The following is a 20,216-nucleotide window of genomic DNA, read 5'->3' as shown; positions in this document are numbered from 1 at the left end:
TTTAAAAATCAAAGTCAAAATCATTGAGGGCATCGAGCGCGTCATGCTCCTCTGTGCTGAGCTCAGTTTGTAAAAACTCGGCAGTCGCGGCGGCGTTTGTGCCCCAAAAATCATTGAGTAAATCCACAATGCTCGCTTTTTGACTCGGTTCAAATTGCCCAAGAGTGCGGCGTAAAAAGACAACCGCCCGTTGAAAACCTTCTTCATCTAATTGTGTGACGTAATCATTGAGCTCGCGCCAAATGGCAATGCGTGACAAGAGTGCATAGCGATTGCAAGAGGCTAAGCCTTCAAACCATGTGGCGGCTAAATCAGCAGGAACACCGGGAGAAAATCGCCTGGCCACTTCGATGCTGCATGCTTCTTCACTCACCAATTGATGTTCGAGCAATAACGCAAAAGCGGTGCCGGATAAATAGGTATTGTGATGATCTTCCATCGCCAAGATACGTAATTGAGCTTGCCACAATGGCACATTGAGCCATTCATAGAGATCATGTGCCACGCGTTCAAGCATTTGTATGCTGCCAGCCACCTTTTTAGCGGCGATATAATCACACGTTGCCGCATCAGGCAATAAGAGAGAGGCGCGTAAAAAGAGCTGTTCGATGATGGGTTTGAGCGTTGCTGTATCAATGCGGCGCAATGATCCAAATTGATACAGATGGCTGAGGGCAAAGCAGGCATCACTGATGGCATCAAAATCTTCATTGTCCACCAATAAAGCTTGCAAGGCAGCAATGGCGCTGTCAAACATGTGGGTTAAATCACATTCGCAAATCGCCCGAATGATGTGTGCAGCTGCACTGATGTTGTCACAGTTTTCTAAGCGTTGCTGTAGCTCGTAAGCGGCAGCGATTTCGATGGTTTCACCTTTGAGGTTGCTCTCAATGATCGTGATTTCCACTTCTGTTGACCATTGCAGCACCCATTTTTCTGACCATGAAGCATTGTCCTGCGTTAAGCGCATTTGTGTGGCAAATGGAACGTTGAGGACTTGTAAGCGGTGCAAAAATGTGGAGCGATGCAAGTCTAAAAATGCCGCAGCCTCTGATTTAACGCGGATGTTCTCCCGTAAATCTAAGGCCAAAGTTTTTTGTACGGTGTTTTGATACTCTTTGAGTTTAAGGCGTTTGAGTTGCTCTGCCATGTCCTCTTGAATGGGCGTTTGCCCAACGCCTTCTGGTAAAAATCCCATATCTGTGCCAATGTCCACACGATTTAACGCAACGGCGACTTTAGCAATCTCGCCTTCGCCTAAGCACGTCATGGCAGCTTCATGTAAATCACTTAAAACGGGATATTGTCCACCTTTGAGCATCGTTAATGCATTGGCAAGGCGCACCGCTTCAATGACGCTCGCAGAGGATGCATTGTGTCCCTCATCTCGCAAATGGTGCGCAATGTGGGTCAAATATGTGGCGGACAATTCCGCTTGTGTACCGTTTTGTAGCGCCTGCCAGAGCATGCCAAAATAATAGGGTGCGCGGTTGCCTGCGCCATAACCGGTGCGGCTGCTTAAACGTAGGTAAGAGTAGGGCATCAATGTTTGTTTGATGGCAACTTTTGGCAGTGGCGGCATTGCCTCTACATTCGGCGCGGCAAATAAACGCTGTAATCCCGAAACATGATAAGCGCCCACTAGCATCACAATGTCATCAAGGTGATAACCCTTCTCCTTTTGAATGCGCAGCACTGTTTGATGCATATACGCTTCGCGGATGTGGTTATAGGCATGATCAAGCGGTTTTGCATGGTGTTCTTGCTTTTCCGTCAGTGCGCGAATTTGTTCGGATTGATAGAGCATTGCCGCTTGATAGGCATCATCATCGGCCGTTTGCTCAAAGTTTCGCTCAAAATAACTGTCATAATCCTGCTCATCACTGAGCTGAGCAATCGTGTCATAGAGCATTTTTTGATGCTGATGAAAATCCATCGCATCATTATCATCAGACTGATCATGGCTCAAGGATTGTGCTTCACGCATCAACTGCCTAAATTTTAGAGAACTTTCAGATGGGAGATCAAAAAATGCCACATCGCAATCATGTGCTTTGCCCCAGCGCATCGCTTGATATTCAGGGGAATAATCTGCGAGCGGATAAAGAATGCTCTCCATCGGGAACGCTTGCGTATAGGCCATGATGGCAATCGGCAGGCGAACCTCTGGTTTAATGATGTGATCAATCAGATCTGTCGCATCGCTTGGCCCTTCAATCAAGATGCATTTAGGCTGCTTTTTTGATAGATAGCGCTGTAAATGGTGCGCCGCCGCGGGCGATAGATGACGCACACCAAAGATTTGTGGCATCATAGATTATCCATTCATTTCAATGCAGCTGTGGTAGAGATCACGCCAGTTGGCGCCACGCTTTTTCATCACGTTTTCTAAATACTCTCTCCAGACGATTTGATCTTTTTCATCATCTTTAACAATCGCGCCTTGAAGCCCTGCGGCAAGATCATTTTCACAAATGGTGCCTGTACCAAAGCTTGCAGCGAGCGCCATGCTGTTGGTGATCAAAGAGATGGCTTCCGCCGTGGAAACCACGCCGCTTGGGCATTTGAGTTTCTGTTTTTGATCAAGGGTTTTGCCTTCACGCAGTTCTCGGAAAATGGTGACGATTTTTTCAATGTCCGCGCTTGTGGGCAATGCCGCTTTGAGTTGATAACTGCTGGCAATTTCAGCCACGCGTTTAGTGACAATGCTCACTTCAGTGTCAAGCGTGCTTGGCGCAGGTAACACAATGATGTTAAAGCGGCGCTTGAGGGCAGAGGACATATCATTGACCCCTTTATCGCGTGTATTTGCGGTGGCAATGATGGCAAAACCACGCTGTGCGCGCTGTTCGCGGGCAAGTTCAGGCACAGAAACTGTTTTTTCAGACAAAATAGAGATCAATGCATCTTGCACTTCAGAGGCGCAGCGAGAAATCTCCTCAAAGCGTGCAACTGAACCTGTTTCCATTGCTCGGAAAATTGGGCTTTGGATCAAAGCCTCTTCAGATGGGCCATTCGCTAGAAGCATCGCATAGTTCCATGAGTAACGAATGTGCTCTTCTGTCGTGCCGGCTGTGCCTTGCACCACTTTACCGGAATCACCACAGATGGCGGCGGTTAAGTTTTCAGATAACCATGATTTCGCGGTGCCCGGTTCGCCAATTAATAAGAGGGAGCGATCGGTTAAAAGTGTCGCAATGGCGATTTCTACTAAGCGATCATGACCAATGTATTTTGGTGTGATGATCACGCCATTTGCTTCACCGCCCACGATGAATTTAAGCACGGCTTTTGGGGAGAGCTGCCAACCGGCGGGTTTTTCCTGTGAGGCATCCTCTTTTTTAAGGGCATCTAACTCATGGGCATATAAAAGTTCTGCAGGTAAGCGCAGGGCATCGTTGGTTTTTTGAGCTTTTTTAGCCATGGGTGACTCCGTTGTTTTGCGCCGCGGCGCGTTGTGTGAGGTTGGCAAGATATTCAACGCTGCCTTGTGGCTTTTTGCCAAGGCGCGCAAACTCTGCATTGATTTTTTCGATGATGCGTGGCGCAGCTTTAGCGCTGCCCATGCGCTCTTCTAAATATGCAAAAATTGTGCCCATTTTATCGTAGGATAAATAGTGCATCATATGAGTGAGGCACTCAATCATGCGCGGGCTATCTTTAGGCTCAAGGCCATGCAACAGTGCTAAGACATCAAAGGCATTGTGAGCATTTTGACCACGTTTGGTGTAATTAGAGCGCAGCATCACTAAAAATTCTTGTGTGGAACAAAAATCATAGAGATCATCAGCCCAGCGTGGATCGGCATATTGTGGATTAGGCGCCGTCAATGCATATTGATAGAGCACATAAAAACGTGGCGCAATGCCATCGGTATAAGGTGAATTGTCCACTGAGTCAATCAAATAACAGAGGATGTTGGCAAAATTGATCACCTGATCCATCGGATAGAGCTGTTTAAACGCACGATAGATAAAATGCGGGCAGAAGCTTAAATGGCGCATATTCTCGATGAATAATCTTCGCGCATAATGATCCTGGATCAGTACAGCATTTAATGTGCGCTCAAAATCAGGATGATCTTCAGGCAATCTTAGCTCACCAAAATAGCGGGCAATTGAGGATTGTAGACGATCAAACTCCTCTGAGAAGTGTTTAAAATTGGCATCGCCCTGTTTTTGGCTGCGCTGACCTTCATAATCATTGAGTTGCTGGCTGAAACTGATTAAATGCTCGATGAGTTCAGGATAATAGATGTGGTCAAAGATGCGTACATAAGCATTGATGTGACGGAAAATATCAGCGGTTTTGCCATAATCTTCTGACCACTCAAATGTGCTGAGTGCTTCAATCTGAGTCAATAGAGGGGCAAGGAACGTTGCATCATCGCCTCTCAAATCTGTGATGGATTGTAATGTATTGGCCATGAGCTCAAGCGTGCTTAATTTTTGCGTATTAAATGCCGCCATTAAGAAATCCCAAGCTTCTGGCAAGGGTGAGCGCGCAAGTCCAAGATAAGCCGCTTCTTTCAACGCTTTTTTCTGACTTTTGGCAGCCGCTAATAAATGATCAAGATGATGCAAATTTCTTGAGAGCGCTGGCATCAATGCCACTTGTAGCTTTGTGGCTTTACCATTGAGAATGTTGTCAATCCATTCATCGGTGAATGTGTGCCCAAGTTGATCAAGCAGCTCAATGCGGCGCGCATTGCCTTTATTGTCCACTAACGTGAGGTCTGCCAATAAAAAGGGAATCATCGGTGCGCCAATGGCTGGAATGATGGTCTCGGCGACTTCATCAGCAATGTCTGCATATTTATCTTCAATGCCGCGGGCGATGTGGCTGTATAGGCGCACATCATGAATCAAGCCACGCTCATAAGCATCTGTGATGATTTCATAGCGCCCTGAACCTGTGGTATTCAATGCGGTGATGGTGGGGGCAAGTTCTAAATAAGTCAGCGGCGTTTTGAGGGTTTCGATGTCTAAGATCGGTTGGGGCGATGTTTGCTCGCCATTAATCTCGCTTTTGCCTTGTGTGTATAACACAGCATAGAGCAGGGTGGAGAGTGCAGTTAAATGGGCGGCGCTGTCTTGTGTCTCTGCATTGACCAAGGTGTGGATGTGCTCGGCAATTTTTTTAAAAATGGGGGCTTTTTCCCCCATTTTTTCAAAGATGGGCAGTAATTTTTGTAAGCGCGGATCATGGTGAGCAAAACGGCTGCCTGCGATCATCAAGCGATTGACCTCTGTGCGTAGGTCGGATAAAGGCTGTAGTAACATAAATGGCGTCCTATTAGTAAATTAAGCGAATGATGCCATCTGTACGCACAATGGCGAGCACTTGTACGGCAAAGGTTGCAGAGGCTAAATCCGTGTGACAACGCACCACTAAAGCAGTATTGTCCGCAGTTTCTGGCAATAGATTGGCCAATAATGTGGTGGTTTGCTCACTGTTTTTAAGATCTTTGACCACTAACGTTGTACCCTTTTGATCCATCAAAACAGGTGTATCATCCACGAGTGCCGCACGATGAAAGGCAATGAGGGCAACGGGATATTTATCTGCCAGCGGATTTTTAATGCTGTTTTTCACAGATTTAATGAGCTCAGCATAATCAGTCACGGCATGCGTCAATGTACGGGCGTAATCGCTAGGTTCTGCGGCGCGCGTTTTGCACTCTTGATCTTCCCAACGAATGCGCGGATTGACATCGCCAGGGTAAATGTACAAGGTATCTAGCGTATGAATCTCCGCGGTGGAATTCGTTTGCTGAATGTATTTAGCCGCGCGATAAGGGCGATAATTGAGGGTGGTGAAGATGCGCCCTGTGTTTAAATTGAGCCATAAACCTTCGTCTACGAATTCTTTGCGCGCAGTGTGATCAAAGACATTAAAAGAGAGCTGGATCAATGATGCATTTTCTTCAAATTGTTGCAATTCTGCCAATTCATTGATTTTCCAAGTGCGCCCAATTTGCTCTTCAATCGCGGAGCTCACATCAGGCGATTGTGTGGGTTCTGCATGCCATGCGGTTAAATGCGCACGGCTCTTTTTAAGAAGGGTTGCGATGTAATTGACTTGATCAATGGCGATGGTGTAATCATCCGCTTCAATGTGTGTAATGGCGACAATCAGGTGATTAAATGCCGTTTGAATGCCATTGATGTTGTAATTACCAAGCTCTTTAATTTGTGCTTGATAGGCATCAATGAGCTGACCATCTAATGCGGCTAAGCCAGAATGCACAATGCTATTGAGGAGAGTGTCTGCAATATCCAGCCCAAGCAGCTGTTGATCAATGCGCTTACGCACCGTGGTGGCATTGATTTTTTTGGGTTTGTCAGCACTTTTTGCGCTCGCAGCGTCGGCCTTTTTCTTTTCTGCACGCATCTCCATTTTCCCACGCTTTGCGGCGATGTCGTCAGGGACAGGGTGCTCTACAAATTGCGTGGGTGCATTGCTATAGAGATAGAGCAGGCCAAGGGCATGTTTACATGGGAACTGACGGCTCGGGCACGTACAGCGGAACACAGGATTGTGCTCATCAATATAGTCAGCAGAGCAGTAATAAGGATTTTTACCGCTGCCTGCGCACTCTGCCCAGATCAAATCTTGATCGGGTGAGATTTGCATCTGACTGAATTTATTTTTCGCATAGAGCGCATGGCCATTTTTAGCGGCTGCTGCGTTCGGTGCGAGCGATACAATGCTCGATTCGTTGATGTTCATACTCACTCACTTCTGTTATGGATATGTAGCTCGATATATTTCCGTGTAGGATAACAAAATCGCGCCCAAATAAAATAGAAGCAAGTGAATAAAAAACATGCAAATCAAAAGGATTTATCGAGGTGTTCTCAATCCACCTTGTACGCCATTTGGGCTCCACATGATTTGCCACAATTGGATTTCTCGAGAGCGAAAAGACCCCGCGCAAACCAATAAATAGTAGCGGAACATGCGTTCAAATCGCGGTGTGTATTGATCACATAATTCTGGCCAAGCGGCTTGAAAACGCTCAAACCAAGCCATCAACGTGCGATCATAATCCGCGCCAAAGTTGTGCCAGTCTTCCATCACCCATTGATTTTCACTGGCATCGGCAATTTTTTGCATAGAGGGCAAAATGCCGTTCGGGAAGATGTATTTCTCAATCCAGGGATCAACGTTGATTTTATTATATTTCGAGCCGATGGTGTGCAATAAAAAGAGTCCATCTTCCTTAATGTTGCGACGCACCACATTAAAATATTCACGATAATTTTTAGGGCCCACATGCTCAAACATTCCAACGGAAACAATGCGATCAAATTGATCATTGAGATCACGATAATCTTCTAACAAAATGGTGACATCTAAATCTTGACAGCGATCTTGTGCAAATTGCTGCTGCTCTTTTGAGATGGTGACGCCAGTGACTGAAACGCCATAATGTTGTGCAGCATAAGCAGACAATCCGCCCCAACCGCAGCCAATGTCCAATAAACGCATGCCTGGTTTTAATTCAAGTTTTTGGCAAATGAGTTCTAATTTATCGCGCTGGGCACTCTCTAAATCTGTGGCGGTTTTCCAATAGCCGCAGGAGTATTGCATATAAGGATCTAGCATGTGCATGAACAGATCATTGCCAAGGTCATAATGCTCTTTACCCACGATCCATGCGCGGCTTTTGCTCTGTAGATTCCAAATGCGTGCGGCGAGGATTCTCAAAGTGTCATGCCAATTATTTGGTAATTGATCGTCTAATTTTGCACTCAGCACGCGCGTGAAGAAAATATCGAGGCGCTCACAATCCCACCAACCGTCCATATAGCTTTCGCCAAGGCCAATCGAGCCTTGTTGCAACACGCGATCAAAAAAATCAGGATGATTGATTGTGATGTCATAAGGACGTGTACCATTGATCTCGATGCCCGCTTTATGGAGCATTTCTTCAATGATGCGTTGTGAATGCGCAACTTTTTTTGATGCAATTTCTGTCATTTGACTCATAACATTCTCCCATGGTCATTTTGTTCATAATAATCTTTCGATTGTGGGGATAGTATTTATGTGAATGATTAAAAAATGAATAATTAATATATTATCTAAAATTATATGATTGTGGGATTGATAATTTTAATGAGGTGTTTTAGGTATATGATTGTGCACCTAGAATAACAGACAATAAAAAAGCCCTTAGCATTGCTAAGGGCTTTCTCAATATGGCGGAGGCGGTGGGATTCGAACTCACGAACGGTTTAACCCGTTGCCGGTTTTCAAGACCGGTGCCTTCAACCACTCGGCCACGCCTCCAAAAGAGAAGCTCATTATATATAATAATTTCATTGTTGCAAGTTTTTATGTTGTAGTTTTTTTGATCAATGGCTGATTTAAGGTGTAAATTTGATTTATCTAATTGATTATAAAATATAAATTTTTCCTCTAAAAGATGTATTATGCCTAAAACTTAAGCAAAATTATGCATATCTATGCGTAAAAAAATCATGATGCGGTGTGGATGTGAAAGATTGACAAAGGATAAAAACGCGCTATGATCAAGATTCACTGTTTTTTAGGTACATTATGACACATTTATTCGCAACTTATTACGATTATTATCTCCACTTCGCGGGGAGATATTGTTGCGTGTACCAAAAATAACCACACAAACAATCATCGAAGCCCGCACACCGCGGGCTTTTTTTATACCTAAGGAAAATGAGATGGCCTCACTGACACAATTGAAAACATTACCCGCAACTGAATCCATCATCAGTGGCATTACGAATGCAGATGATCTAAAAACCGCCATAGAGATGGGCGCAACCTATGCAGGACTCATTTTTGTGCTCACATCGCCTTATGGCATTGCCATTGATGCAGCGCTTGAGTTTGCAGAGGCTTCGCCCATTCCACTCATTGGCATTTTTCAAAATTCTGACCTTGAGGACATCTTATATGTGAGTGAGCAGATTCCATTGTTTGCCGTTTTGCTCAATGGTTGGGAAACACAGGGTTTTATCAATGACCTTCGAGCGCGTTTACCGATGCACATTAAAATTATTAAAATCGCCCATATGTGTGATGGCAACCCGAAAATGAATTATCAAAATGTGGACTTTTACCTCCTTGGGGGCCATGTTGGGGAACAATTGACACCTAATTGGGCGCTTTTAGAGCATTTAAACATGGAGAATGTCTTTCTCTCTGGCAACTGGGTGAATGATACAACACCGCCAAAAGTGGCTAAAAAGCTGTTAGGTTTTGAGATGAATGTTAAAATGATGGTATAACAGCATAACCAATTAACCACAAAAAGGAGGAGTGGTGATGATACGTTGCGTTCGGATGTGGACAGGTGACGATGGTAACTCTCAGTTTGAAGAGGGCTTTATAACATTAAAATCGGGGGAGCGTGGTGATCACGCAAGTTTTAGCATTCCTGTCAAAGAGTTGTCGTTTCGTGAAACAACCTCAGGAGGCTCATATGATTGGCATCAAGATCCCGTGCCACGATATGTCATTACATTATCCGGCACTTTAGAGTTCGAAATGAAAAATGGCGCTACATTTGTACTCCATCAAGGTGATATACTATTGGCGCAGGATAACAGCGGTACAGGTCATAAATGGCGTTTAATTGGCGATGAGCCTTGGCGACGTGCTTATGTGGTGTATCAAGATGATGCTGATTTATGTTTTGTGCCAACAGTGAAGAAATAGGGAGAAGTGATGAGTCAATCCATGACAGAACAGGCGGATGTCGTTTTAATTGGCGGCGGGATTATGAGCGCGACGCTCGCCACATTTTTAAAAGAACTCGAACCGTCGTTAAATATAATGATGTTTGAACGCTTAGAAGATTGCGCACAAGAGAGTTCGTTTCCATGGAATAATGCGGGTACAGGTCACGCTGCCCATTGTGAATTAAACTACACACCACAAAAATCAGACGGCACGGTCGACATCAGTAAAGCTGTGAAAGTCAATACTGAGTTTGATGTGTCACGCCAATTGTGGACATATTTAGTCAAAGCAGGCAAGATCGAAAATCCTCGTGATTTCATCACGCCATGCCCACACATGAGTTTTGTGTGGGGCGATGCGAATGTTCAATTTTTGCGTCAGCGTTTTAAACAATTGTCCGAGCATCATTGTTTTGGGGCGATGGAATTTACAGAAGATCGCGCACAGATCGAAGCGTGGGCACCTTTGATTATGGAAGGGCGCGGCACAGATTTACCATTAGCCGCCACGCGTTCTTTAGAAGGCACCGATGTGGATTTTGGCGCTTTAACTCATTTATTAATGAAAGAATTGGTGAAGCAACCAGGATTCACAGTCAATTATCAGCACGAAGTGTTGGATTTAAAAGACAATGGCCAAGGCGGTTGGCGCGTTATGGTGAAGGATTTAAAATCTGGCCAAAAACGTGACATTTCTGCCAAATTTGTTTTCGTTGGGGCAGGCGGACGCTCCATTGATTTATTACAAAAATCGGGCATCCCTGAAGGTAAAGGGTATGGCGGTTTTCCAGTCAGTGGCATTTGGTTGCGTTGTGATGATGAATCGATTGCCTCACGCCATGAAGCAAAAGTGTATGGTAAAGCCTCTACGGGTTCACCACCAATGTCTGTCCCGCATTTAGACACGCGCGTGGTCAATGGTAAACGCTCACTGTTGTTTGGTCCTTATGCAGGTTTTTCCACAAAATTCTTAAAACACGGTTCGTACATGGATTTGTTTGGCTCCATCAAAGGCAATAACATTGAGCCGATGTTGGCGGTTGCAAAAGACAACTGGGATTTGACGAAATATTTAATTGGTCAAGTGTTGCAAAGTTCACAAAGTCAATTCAATGCCTTAAAAGATTTCTATCCAAATGCAGAGCGTATTCATTGGAACAAAGCGGTGGCGGGTCAGCGTGTGCAGATCATTCGCCCAAATAAAGAGAAAAAAGGCGTGTTGGAATTTGGTACAGAGCTCATCACCAATGAAAACAAATCCTTGGCAGTATTGTTAGGGGCATCGCCTGGCGCTTCAACTGCGGCACAAATGGCATTGAATGTGCTCAATAAATGCTTTGCTGATGATATGGCACAAACCGATTGGCAAGCGCGTTTAAAAGCGATGATCCCAAGCTATGGCATTGATTTGAAAGTGGATGCACAAGCATGCCGCGACATTAGAAGCGAAACGACAGAAGTATTGAAGCTAAAGATGTGATAATTATGTTACCAAGTGTATAATTAATGTTTATTCAACATTCATTTTCATAAGGTAACATTATGTCATCATTTTTTTCTCTGCCTGCATTGCTCGGCGGATTGCTCATTGGGCTCTCCGCCGCAATTTATTTTCTCTTTTTAGGGCGCGTGATGGGCGTCAGTGGCATTTTAGGCAATCTATTGAGCCGCTGTGGTTTGACAAGTTGGCGCTTGCTGTTTGTGGTGGGCGTGATCATCTCCCCTTGGATTTATAGTCTCATTGCACCTTTACCGGTGCCAGAAATCACGAATAATAAAATTCTGCTCATTGTGGCGGGCTTACTTGTGGGCGTTGGCGCTGCATTAAGCTCCGGTTGCACGAGCGGACATTCCATTTGTGGCATTTCACGTTTGTCGCCAACGTCTGTGGTGGTGACGATGATCTTTATGGTGGCAGGTGGCATTGCTGTCTTTTTCGTGAAACATTTATTGGGACTGTAGGGGGCAATATGTACGCATTGATTTCATTGATCGCAGGCATCGTATTTGGTTTGGGCTTGATTTTATCGGGGATGGCCAATCCTGCGGTGGTGCAAGGATTCTTAGATGTCTTTGGCGCTTGGAATCCTGCTTTAATGTGGGTGATGGTGGGCGCTTTGGTGGTGAGCTTTATTGCCGTCACGATCCTTAAAAAACGCGGTCAAACGCTCTTAGGTGAGCCACATCATCTGCCCACAAATACGCCTTTGGATCAAAAACTCATCATTGGCGGATTGATCTTTGGTGTGGGTTGGGGTTTAGTGGGCATTTGTCCCGCGCCTGCCTTAGTTTTAGTGGGTGAAGGCAACAGCGATGGCTTAATCTTTGCCGCAGCCATGATCATTGGTTTATTCATCCCTCGATTATTCAATAAAAAATAATGGGAAATTTCAAAAGAAAAGCTCAGCATGGCTGAGCTTTTTTATTGGGCATTAGGATCGTTCAAGTGCTTCAATCGGCGCAAGTTGTGCGGCTCTTCGTGCCGGGAAATAACCAAAGAGCATGCCAATGGCGCTTGATGCCCCTAAAGCAATGATGATTGAGCTTGCAGAAAAGCCCACGCTTAAATCCATCTTCAATTGATTGATGCCAAATCCCGCAGCATATGCCACTAAAATTCCCACGATGCCACCGAGCAGACACACCAGCACCGCCTCAATTAAAAACTGCATGGAGATGTCGCTTTTACGCGCACCCACCGCCATGCGCATGCCGATCTCTTTGGTGCGCTCTGCCACGGAGACAAGCATGATGTTCATCACGCCAATGCCGCCGACCACAAGGGAGATCATGGCAATGGAGAAGATCAAAAAGCGCATCATAAACGTGGTTTCTTCTAAGAGCTCTTTAAAGGAGTCGGCGGTGAAGATGAAAAAGTCCTTGCTGCCGTGGAGCTGCGTCATGAGATTGGTGAGGGTTTGCTCTGCCAATTTCATGTCAATGTTGTCCTGCACAGTGACGGTAATGTTGCGAAGATAGCTCTGCCCAAGTAAACGCTTCATGGCGGTAGAATAGGGAATCATCACAGTGAGATTGCTATAGCCGCCAGCGCGTTGCGCTTTTGAGGTGGCAACGCCAATGACGCGCACCGGTAAACGGTTCATGATGATCACCTCGCCAATGGGATCAGTGCCATCGCTAAAGAGTTCATCACGCGTGCCCTCATCAATCACCACTTCAAGGCTTAAATTCTCTTCACTGGTTTCATCAAAAAAGATGCCTTCTGCGGGCGTGTAGCCTTCAGTTTCAAAATATTGGCTGCCCACACCCATGACGGAGACATTTTTTTCCGTATTGCCATAGCGGGCAAGGGCGGATGTTGCCACAACGGGCGTCACATTTTTGACAAAGGGCTGCTGCTTTAAGAATTCCACATCTTGTGGCGTTAAACTGCGCACGCGCCCTGAGCGAGCATCGCCAAAGCCGCTGCCGGGATAAATGGTGAGCGTGCTTGTGCCCATCGAGTTGATGTTGCTTAAAATTTGGTTCATGGTGCCTTGCCCAAGGGCAATGACGAGCACCACAGAGGCAATGCCAATGATGATGCCAAGCATGGTTAAAAAGGTGCGCATTCGCTGCATGGACATAGAGATCAATGCCATACGAAAGGCGTTGAGCACGCGATCCATCATCAAGATCCACGATGCGCCGCGTTTGCTGGTCAAAGGCGGAAGATCCACGGTAGGCGCATGGGTCGGTAAAGTGGGCGGCGTATTTTTCTCATCACGGATGACATGACCATCTTTGAGTTCAATGATGCGCGTGGCATGCTTGGCAACATTCGGATCATGGGTGACTAAAATAATCGTGTGTCCCGCTTGATTGAGCTCTTGCAAGATTTTGAGCACTTGCTCGCCACTTTCACTGTCAAGTGCACCGGTGGGCTCATCGGCTAAAATCACCTCGCCACCATTCATTAAAGCGCGCGCAATGCTGACGCGTTGTTGCTGACCGCCTGAAAGCTGCGTGGGATAATATTTGATGCGCTCTTTGAGTCCAAGGGCGGCTAATAAGGCGTCGGCACGGGTTTTGCGTTGATGGGGCGAAAAACCTGCATAAATGGCGGGCACTTCCACATTGCCTTGAGCATTCAACGTAGATAATAGATGGTAACGCTGAAAGATGAAACCAAAGTGCTCACGGCGCAGCTCTGCCAATTGATCATCATCGTAGTGGCCAATGTTTTCGTCATGGAAATGATAATCGCCGGTAGAGGCCTGATCTAAGCAGCCTAAAATGTTCATCAAGGTGGATTTGCCCGAGCCCGACGCGCCAATGATGGCCACCATTTCCTCAGCCTCAATGGTCAGATCAATGCCTTTAAGAATTTGTACCGTTTGATCCCCTGATTGAAAGGCGCGGGTGATGCCAGATAACTCAATGAGTGCCATGGCTTACCTCATTCGCGGCATGCGGTTGGGGCCATTTTTGGCATCTGAACTCGTTTCAGAGAGCACAATCACCTCATCGCCCGTTAAGCCATCGATCACTTCGGTGTGGATGTTATTACTGATGCCCAACGTCACTTTTTTCGGGGCAATGGTGCCATCGCTATTTTTGACCCACACATAAGCTTCATTCGGTTGCAATCGCCCCTCTGGCATGGGGAGATTTGAGGGTTTAAAGCGCGTTGCCATGGTGGAAATGGTGGGTTGATTCGTCACGCCATCAACCACAATGTAAACTTGCGCCGTCATGTCGATTCTAAAGCGGCGTTCATGGTTGTCCACCGTTAAAATGCCTGCATAATAGATGGCTTCATTGCTTGCGGTGGTGGCTGTATTGCCGGTGGCGGTTTGGAATTTCTCGGGCGCAGGCTCTGTGGATTCGAGCGTGGCAGGATAATGATTTTTTGGTTCACCCAAAATTGTGAAATATGCCTTCATGCCCGGCGTGATTTTGGTGATGTCCGCTTCAGAGATTTGTGCTTTGATGTTCATGGTGTCTAAATCCGCAACTTTCACAATGGTGGGCGCTGTTTGTGAGGCATTCACGGTTTGTCCCTCTTTCACCACTGTTGCCACCACAACGCCATCAATTGGGGAGATGATTTTAGTGTAATCTAAATCCAATTGTGCGGAGTCTAGCGCGATTTTTGCTTGGGCAATTTGTGCATCTAACGATTCAAGTTCAGCTTCTAGTACTTGTAGATTGGCCTCTGCCATGTCCACTTCAGACTGGGCAGTGGCTTTTTGTTTAATGAGGTTTTGTTGGCGCTGTAGATTAATGCGTGCATTGACGATTTGTGCTTGTTTTGCCACTTTCGCCGCTTGTACATTTTTAAGGCGTGCTTCGCTGTCTTTGACGGCATTTTGGCGGGGCAGGTCATCAATCTCTGCAAGTAATTGCCCTTTTGTCACCACATCGCCTAATTTAACGTGGAGCTTTTTGATCTGCCCTGAAACCTGTGCGCCCACTTCCACTTGTTCAGAGGCTTCTAGTTTGCCATCGGCTAAAATGGTGACTTCTAAATCTTGCGTTTTGACGGTGTCGGTTAAATAGTAAATGGGCGTTTTAGTGAAATATTTTTGATACACGCCATAACCCACCGCGAGCGCCGCGATGAGGGTAAAGATCACAGTTTTTGTGCGTTTGATTTTCATGATGAACTATCCTAACAGTGTGCACGGGATTATAGCGAAGAAAACCGATAAATTTGTATAGAGAATGTAAAGGTTTACGGGTCATTGCGGCGTTTGAGGATGCGATAGAGCACAAGCAAGATGAGCAATGCGCCCATTAAACTAATGCCAAGGGTATCCCCAAGTTTGACATATGCCGTCAATCCCTGTTGACCTGTGATGTCATGGGTTAAGGTGGTGGCGGTAAAAAGTGGCGCTTTAGCGATGATGTTGCCATGATGATCCACAAATGCCGTCACGCCTGTATTTGTGGCGCGGGCAATGGGGCGGGCAAACTCAAGGGCGCGCGCTTGTACGATTTGTAAATGTTGCCACGGTGCAAGGGAGTCGCCAAACCATGCATCATTACTGATGTTCACTAAAAAGCCGCTTTGCTCTGCTTGATAACGCAGTGATTCCCCAAAGACAGCCTCAAAGCAAATGGAACCGGTGGTTTGTGTGCTAAATTGCGGGAAGGTGAAGGGCGCTTGCTGCGCTTGGCCTTTTGTGAAGCCCACAAGCGGCATGTTGATCCAATCATAAATGGTGCCAAAGATGGCAGGGGCAGGAATGTATTCGCCAAAAGGCAAGAGGCGATGTTTATCATAAAACTGATCCGCGTTTGCCGTTTGCCCTAGATGGACAAAGGCATTGAATTGTTCAAGGGCTGCATTTTCCCGCGGGATGCCGATTAAAATTTCAGTGTCCGTCAGGTCAGACCAATGACGGAGATTATTCATCAAATCAGAGACTTGATCATAATAGGCAACCACGGCTGTTTCTGGCCAGATCACAAGATTTGCTTGCTCAATCACAGTGCTGGTGAGATCCACATACGTTTGAATGGATTGATAAAAATGGGCTTCGTCAAACTTTTGATCCTGCGTGATGTTGCCTTGGACTAAAGCGATGTTGAGGGTTTCGGATTGATCCTCAATCGGGTCGCTCATGCGTGAAAAAACAGCGGTGATCAGAGCAATGGCAACGATGCCAATGGCCATTGGCGCAATATTTTTAAAGGATCTGACATGCACAATGATGTACAGCATTAATCCTGTCATAAAATAGATCACAAAACTTGAGAGCAATGCGCCAAAAGTGGGAAAGAGCCATAAAGCAAAAGGTGTATCCGTCAATGAATAGCCGAGTGCTAACCATGGAAAGCCCGTGAAAAGATGTGCGCGCAACACTTCTAACAGTGTGCCCAGCGTTGGCAGCCACACAAGATAACGCAGGGCGGGCGGAAAATTAAATTTACGTACGCCGTATAGAAGCGCACCATAATAGAGGGCAAGATAAGCAGCGAGCAGCAACACCATCGCAATCGCTAAAGGGAGTGGTGCACCCCCAAATTGATGAACACTGATGCGCACCCACCACAATCCCACCGTAAACATGCTTAAGCCAAAGAGAAAACCCAGCCAACCGCTTGCCTTTGCGCTGCGGAATTGCACCGAATAGATGACGGATGCGAGCGCAATCGGTGCCACATACCAAGCATGAAAAGGTGCAAAAGCCAAAGGCATCAATGCACCCAATAAAAGGGCGATGATGGGGGGTAAAAAGCGTTGAGTCAGTTGCATGCCGTTAATCCTAGTGCCGTATAAATCTCATTGATGATGTTGCGATATTGTCCTGCCCACAAAATGTCCCCTAAAAAGCGATGGGGATTGTCTCTGGGCTTGAGTACTTTACTATGTTTTCGGTTCGTTAAGTAGAGGATGGTTAAATCATGACGTGGATCAATGACGCACACGCAGCCCGTCCAGCCTGTGTGACCGTAGGCGCGATCTGAGGCAAATTGTCCAAAATGGTATTGCATCTCGCCCCCTTGATTGAGGCGCCAACCGAGCCCAAAGCTGGGATCATGTTGTTGACTGTGAACAAATTGCTGTTGAATCTCTGGCGTGAAAAAGGGCTGTGGTGCCGTCATGAGTTGCAACGCTTGATAAAGCGCTTGGCAATTGGCAAAAAGCCCAGCGTGACCAGAAATGCCCGCCATACAGTGAAAGGCCTTTTCATCTTGCACCTCGCCGTGCACTGTGTGCGTGCGGACGTTGGCAAAGTCAATGGTATGATCGCGGGTATTGCCATGCAACTCTGTGGGGGCGATGTCATCGTGTGAATAGCCGTGAGCAAGCGGTGTAAAGGTGATGCGCTCATGTTTGAGCATAGGAAAGGCTTGTTGCCAAAGATGATCAAAGGGTGCGCCATAAAGATGCTCTAATGCAAAGGTTAAGAGCATAAAGTCCACATCGGAATAGAGGGATTGAGTGCCTGGCGTGTGAACGAGTGGGGCAGATAACAGTTTTGGGAGAAATTCTGCTCGGTTCTGACAAAAGAGCGCAGGATTATAATGCGCATCATAAAATAGAGGATTCGGCTCAAAGCCCGCTTCATGCGCAAGCAACATGCGAAGAGTGATGTGTGCTTTATCTGTGAATTGATCATTGGTAAATTGTGCAGGAAAAATTTCTGCTAAGGTCAAATTGAGATCAAGCGCTGCCGTTTGTGCATAATATTGATACAAATAGGTGGTGGCAAAGATTTTAGTGAGGGAGGCAATGTCATACATTGTTTCGCGCGTGGCATTGCCATAGGCTTGATGATGGAGAATGGTTTCAGATTGAGCGATCAATAATTGCGCAGAATCAAGCCCTGCATCGATCGATGCGCGAATGTTTGTCTCAAGATTTGCCAGTAGCATTTCAACAGGTTCCATAAGATATGAATCTTATATTTTAGGTGACAAAAAAGAGAAAAGTACAATGTGGCTAAAAGTTAGTCATGTGCGGCGCTTGACCAAAGTGAATTAATAGTGTTTAATGCTCACCTGCATTAGCGATGAAACATTGCAAAATGGCTCGATAGCTCAGTTGGTAGAGCAGAGGATTGAAAATCCTCGTGTCGACAGTTCGATTCTGTCTCGAGCCACCATTAATGCAAACACAGTACGGCTCGATAGCTCAGTTGGTAGAGCAGAGGATTGAAAATCCTCGTGTCGACAGTTCGATTCTGTCTCGAGCCACCATATTCTAGAGAACAGTAAAATACATTGCGATTTTACTGTTTTTGTTTTATACTAGAAAAACTTAAATGGGGGCGTTCTTGGATTCGACGGGGATGTTGAAGTTTGAGGTGCATGTCGAGAAGGTCGAGAGTCTCGTAAAAACGCGGCAATCAGTTATAATTGCAAACGATAATAACTACGCTTTAGCAGCTTAAGCCTGCTAACTGATCTTACTACTGTGTTCGTTCGGTGGTAACATCAGTCAACTTAAACGATCTAGAGAGATGTTTGCCTAGGAGCACCCTCTCGAAACCTAACTAGGACAGCTGTTTGTTATCCTGCCGGTCGGATGAGAAACAGTTAAATTGAAGACACGGCTAAACATGTAGTACCAAGGATGGATAGTTTTCGGACGCGGGTTCAAATCCCGCCGCCTCCACCAAATAACATATCATATGATTTACAATATGATTCAAAACCCCCTAAATCTCTATGGTTTAGGGGGTTTTTACTTTACAGTGCGTTTCACTGATTTCTTTTACTTTGCAGTAAAATGGAAGTAAAATTGGAAGTAAATATTAGCTTGATGAGGATTTTACTTCTATGCCTAAAGTAATCGTTCCATTAACCCTTAAAGAAATTAAAGAAGCTAAGCCAAAAGATAAGCAGTATCGATTGTTTGACGGTGGTGGTTTACTTCTATGTGTCTATCCAACAGGTAAAAAAGTTTGGCGATTGGACTATAAAGACATCAATGGTAAGCGTAAGAGTTACACCATTGGTGATTTGAATGAAGTGTCATTAACTGAAGCTCGAAAGATTAGAGAAGAGTTAAAAGATAAATTAGACCACGGTAAAACAATTCAGCTCAGTGCGCAAAATACATTTGAAAGTGTGTTTAGAGATTGGTGGGTAAGATGGTCTCAAACAGTTTCAAAAAGGCATGCTGATCGTGCGCTTGTTTGTATGGAAAATGATGTTTTTCCCGTCATTGGTGCAATGCCAATCAATAAAATTGAGCCTCAGCATATTGTCCTTTCTCTTCAAGAAATTGAAAAGCGTAATGCATTAGAGCAATTGCACAAAACTAAATCCACAATCAAAATGGCATTTGATTTTGCAGTGGCTCGTGGATTATGTAAGTACAACCCTGCTGCTATGGTATCCGCAAAGGCCTTTAAACCACATGAAGCAAAAAACTATAGATCACTAGATAAGCAAAATATTTATCAGTTGTTTGAAATGTTTGAAAATGAGCGCTTCAATTTATCTGTCAGATTATGTACGGAATTTATTTTAAGGAATATGACCCGTGCATCTGAAAGTGCCAAAGCAGAATGGAAAGAATATGATGAAGAACGCCAGCTTTTAATTATTCCTGCTGAACGAATGAAGATGGGCAGGGAACATATTATTCCATTATCAACTCAATCCATTGAGATTCTCAACAAAATACGCGAATTGAGCGGTGGCACTCAATACATTTTCCCTAGCCAAAACTTTGCATCTCATTTAAGCCAGGACTATCCTTTAATGGCATTAAAGCGCCAGAAAATTGATACAACCATTCATGGTTTACGACATTTGTCATCAACCATTTTGAATGAAACAGGATTATTTAGACCTGATGTAATTGAATCATGTTTGGCTCATGTAGATAATAATAAGACACGAGCAACGTACAATAAAGCAAAATATATCAAAGAAAAACGAGCAGTTTTAACGTGGTGGAGTGATTTTTTAGATCAATGTTCTACTAAAAAAGGAAATATTGAGGCGTTAAAGCGATTACACTTACAAAGTTTGTCTTAATTAGTCATCTATCTGATAAACGATGTTTTCAGTCTTGAAAAT

Annotated in this window: 15 protein-coding genes, 3 tRNA genes and 1 other RNA gene; 9 read left to right on the top strand and 10 right to left on the bottom strand. The window is 45.2% G+C overall.

The window, feature by feature from the left end; all coding sequences use genetic code 11:
* Position 1: 1 nt before the first annotated feature.
* The 6 genes from B9T10_RS03910 to B9T10_RS03885 all read right to left on the bottom strand — a co-directional run bounded on the left by B9T10_RS03910 (position 2) and on the right by B9T10_RS03885 (position 8,298).
* Complete coding sequence (locus tag B9T10_RS03910) at positions 2 to 2,314, bottom strand: DUF5682 family protein (protein WP_281463636.1); 2,313 nt, start codon at positions 2,312 to 2,314, stop codon at positions 2 to 4.
* A gap of 3 nt (positions 2,315 to 2,317) precedes the next feature.
* Positions 2,318 to 3,424 carry an ATP-binding protein gene (locus B9T10_RS03905; RefSeq protein ID WP_094488323.1) on the bottom strand — a complete coding sequence of 369 codons (1,107 nt, stop codon included), beginning with the start codon at positions 3,422 to 3,424 and terminating at the stop codon, positions 2,318 to 2,320.
* The gene (locus tag B9T10_RS03900; protein ID WP_094537896.1) at positions 3,417 to 5,282 is read right to left on the bottom strand and encodes a hypothetical protein; all 1,866 of its coding nucleotides are present in this window, start codon (positions 5,280 to 5,282) and stop codon (positions 3,417 to 3,419) included. The genes B9T10_RS03905 and B9T10_RS03900 overlap by 8 nt, the downstream gene beginning before the upstream one ends.
* A 13-nt stretch (positions 5,283 to 5,295) precedes the next feature.
* Positions 5,296 to 6,732 carry an SWIM zinc finger family protein gene (locus tag B9T10_RS03895; protein ID WP_094537894.1) on the bottom strand — a complete coding sequence of 479 codons (1,437 nt, stop codon included), beginning with the start codon at positions 6,730 to 6,732 and terminating at the stop codon, positions 5,296 to 5,298.
* A 114-nt stretch (positions 6,733 to 6,846) separates the two neighbouring features.
* Positions 6,847 to 7,995, bottom strand: a complete 1,149-nt coding sequence (gene cfa, locus B9T10_RS03890) for a cyclopropane fatty acyl phospholipid synthase (RefSeq protein WP_094537892.1) — start codon at positions 7,993 to 7,995, stop codon at positions 6,847 to 6,849.
* 213 nt (positions 7,996 to 8,208) lie between these two features.
* Positions 8,209 to 8,298: transfer RNA gene (locus tag B9T10_RS03885), tRNA-Ser, on the bottom strand.
* A gap of 410 nt (positions 8,299 to 8,708) precedes the next feature.
* On the opposite strand from B9T10_RS03885, the gene trpF reads away from it, so the two are divergent.
* From trpF to B9T10_RS03860, 5 genes are all read left to right on the top strand, one after another.
* The gene (gene trpF / locus B9T10_RS03880) at positions 8,709 to 9,278 is read left to right on the top strand and encodes a phosphoribosylanthranilate isomerase (protein WP_008315156.1); all 570 of its coding nucleotides are present in this window, start codon (positions 8,709 to 8,711) and stop codon (positions 9,276 to 9,278) included.
* Between the two features lie 37 nt (positions 9,279 to 9,315).
* The gene (locus B9T10_RS03875; protein ID WP_026165662.1) at positions 9,316 to 9,708 is read left to right on the top strand and encodes a cupin domain-containing protein; all 393 of its coding nucleotides are present in this window, start codon (positions 9,316 to 9,318) and stop codon (positions 9,706 to 9,708) included.
* Between the two features lie 9 nt (positions 9,709 to 9,717).
* A complete protein-coding gene (gene mqo, locus B9T10_RS03870) occupies positions 9,718 to 11,211 on the top strand; it encodes a malate dehydrogenase (quinone) (protein WP_063503928.1) in 1,494 nt (497 codons plus the stop codon).
* Positions 11,212 to 11,273: 62 nt separating this feature from the next.
* The gene (locus tag B9T10_RS03865; protein WP_063503929.1) at positions 11,274 to 11,693 is read left to right on the top strand and encodes a YeeE/YedE family protein; all 420 of its coding nucleotides are present in this window, start codon (positions 11,274 to 11,276) and stop codon (positions 11,691 to 11,693) included.
* Positions 11,694 to 11,701: 8 nt separating this feature from the next.
* Positions 11,702 to 12,112 carry a YeeE/YedE family protein gene (locus B9T10_RS03860; RefSeq protein ID WP_063455094.1) on the top strand — a complete coding sequence of 137 codons (411 nt, stop codon included), beginning with the start codon at positions 11,702 to 11,704 and terminating at the stop codon, positions 12,110 to 12,112.
* A 51-nt stretch (positions 12,113 to 12,163) separates the two neighbouring features.
* On the opposite strand, the gene B9T10_RS03855 is transcribed toward B9T10_RS03860, so the two are convergent.
* The 4 genes from B9T10_RS03855 to B9T10_RS03840 all read right to left on the bottom strand — a co-directional run bounded on the left by B9T10_RS03855 (position 12,164) and on the right by B9T10_RS03840 (position 18,074).
* On the bottom strand, positions 12,164 to 14,122 hold the full coding sequence (locus B9T10_RS03855; RefSeq protein WP_094537890.1) for a MacB family efflux pump subunit: 1,959 nt from the start codon (positions 14,120 to 14,122) through the stop codon (positions 12,164 to 12,166).
* A gap of 3 nt (positions 14,123 to 14,125) precedes the next feature.
* A complete protein-coding gene (locus tag B9T10_RS03850) occupies positions 14,126 to 15,334 on the bottom strand; it encodes an efflux RND transporter periplasmic adaptor subunit (RefSeq protein ID WP_063455092.1) in 1,209 nt (402 codons plus the stop codon).
* Positions 15,335 to 15,408: 74 nt separating this feature from the next.
* Positions 15,409 to 16,935 (bottom strand): apolipoprotein N-acyltransferase, encoded by a 1,527-nt coding sequence (gene lnt, locus B9T10_RS03845; protein WP_094537889.1) that lies wholly within the window; start codon positions 16,933 to 16,935, stop codon positions 15,409 to 15,411.
* Positions 16,926 to 18,074: a serine hydrolase gene (locus B9T10_RS03840; protein WP_094537887.1), complete on the bottom strand. Its 1,149-nt coding sequence runs from the start codon at positions 18,072 to 18,074 to the stop codon at positions 16,926 to 16,928. Before B9T10_RS03840 ends, lnt begins: the two co-directional genes overlap by 10 nt.
* Before the next feature lie 139 nt (positions 18,075 to 18,213).
* Between B9T10_RS03840 and B9T10_RS03835 the strand changes: the two genes are divergently transcribed.
* The 4 genes from B9T10_RS03835 to B9T10_RS03820 all read left to right on the top strand — a co-directional run bounded on the left by B9T10_RS03835 (position 18,214) and on the right by B9T10_RS03820 (position 20,174).
* Positions 18,214 to 18,289, top strand: a tRNA-Phe gene (locus tag B9T10_RS03835).
* Positions 18,290 to 18,307: 18 nt separating this feature from the next.
* Positions 18,308 to 18,383, top strand: a tRNA-Phe gene (locus tag B9T10_RS03830).
* A gap of 67 nt (positions 18,384 to 18,450) precedes the next feature.
* Positions 18,451 to 18,804, top strand: a transfer-messenger RNA (tmRNA) gene (gene ssrA / locus B9T10_RS03825).
* Between the two features lie 161 nt (positions 18,805 to 18,965).
* Positions 18,966 to 20,174, top strand: coding sequence for a tyrosine-type recombinase/integrase (locus B9T10_RS03820; protein WP_094492380.1), 1,209 nt, complete (start codon positions 18,966 to 18,968; stop codon positions 20,172 to 20,174).
* The last annotated feature ends 42 nt before the right edge of the window (positions 20,175 to 20,216 follow it).

This window comes from Wohlfahrtiimonas chitiniclastica (genome assembly GCF_002252325.1).
Taxonomy (GTDB): domain Bacteria; phylum Pseudomonadota; class Gammaproteobacteria; order Cardiobacteriales; family Wohlfahrtiimonadaceae; genus Wohlfahrtiimonas; species Wohlfahrtiimonas chitiniclastica.
This window is presented reverse-complemented; position numbering and strand designations above follow the sequence as displayed.